Source organism: Moorena sp. SIO3B2, from assembly GCF_010692525.1.
GTDB lineage: Bacteria > Cyanobacteriota > Cyanobacteriia > Cyanobacteriales > Coleofasciculaceae > Moorena > Moorena producens.
Genome location: NZ_JAAHHE010000988.1, coordinates 1 through 1,048, shown reverse-complemented (window position 1 = coordinate 1,048; position 1,048 = coordinate 1). Strand labels below are relative to the sequence as shown.

Sequence of the window (1,048 nt, the reverse complement as noted above, 5' to 3'; positions counted from 1 at the left end):
CCTATCGCCTATTGCCTATTGCCTATTACCTATTACCTATTACCTATTACCTATTACCTATTACCTATTACCTATTACCTATTACCTATTACCTATTACCTATTACCTATTACCTATTACCTATTGCTAGCATGCCTCTTGCCTTAAATGCTATAACACTTTACCCTTTACCCTTCTCCTACTTCTGCTTCCAAGCTTTTTACCACTTCTGCTGGCAGATCCAACAGCTTCACCAAGTTTTGGTAAGCCGCTGCTTCAGCATCGTTAATCTTTGGTTCGCTAGGTGTACGGGAACTTGATTTAATCACTTCATAAGCCAGCTTCACGATTAGTTTTCGTTCTTCAATAGTTTCTATTTCAGTAGTCAACTCTTCGATGGAAACATTAAGTGCTAAATAATTCTGTAACTCTTGTTGCAATTGTTGCTTTTGTTCTGCATCTGTAGCAAACACTTCGCTAAAGCGAGATATCATCACATCAATTTCTTCTGGTGCCATATTACCATCAGACCAAGCCATAGCAGACACAATCCGTAGCATTTTCATTTGCTCCGCTGTAATCGATGGCTTTTGTCCTAAATACACTTCAATCACCCGGGGGTCATTTTGGACTTGATCCATTGTGCCTTCACACAACACTGACCCCTGATGTAATACGGTTACTTGACTAGCAATCTGGCGCACAAATTCCATATCGTGTTCAATCACAATAATGGAATGACTCTTGGCTAGAGCTAACAGCAAATCTCCGACATTTTCTGTCTCTTCATCCGTTAAACCAGCCACCGGTTCATCTACTAGTAATAAATCCGGAGACTGAGCCACTAACATCCCAATTTCTAACCGCTGTTTTTCTCCATGGGAGAGTAACTCCGCCAGTAAATTCGCTTTTTCCACTAAACCAATGGTGTGCAGCAAACCTGCTACTGTCCGTTTTTCCCCGGGTAATGTACGTCCAAACAGGGTGGAAAACACATTCTTATCACGATTGCAGGCTAAATCTAAGTTTTCTCGAACCGTTAGATTTAGGTAGACTCGTGGTGTCTGAA

General features: G+C 41.2%; 1 protein-coding gene. It reads right to left on the bottom strand.

Translation table 11 applies throughout. The features are described 5' to 3' along the window. Positions 1–167: 167 nt before the first annotated feature. Positions 168–1,048, bottom strand: an 881-nt coding sequence (locus F6K38_RS44820; protein WP_287361023.1) for an ABC transporter ATP-binding protein C-terminal domain-containing protein, incomplete at its 5' end; no start/stop codon positions are given.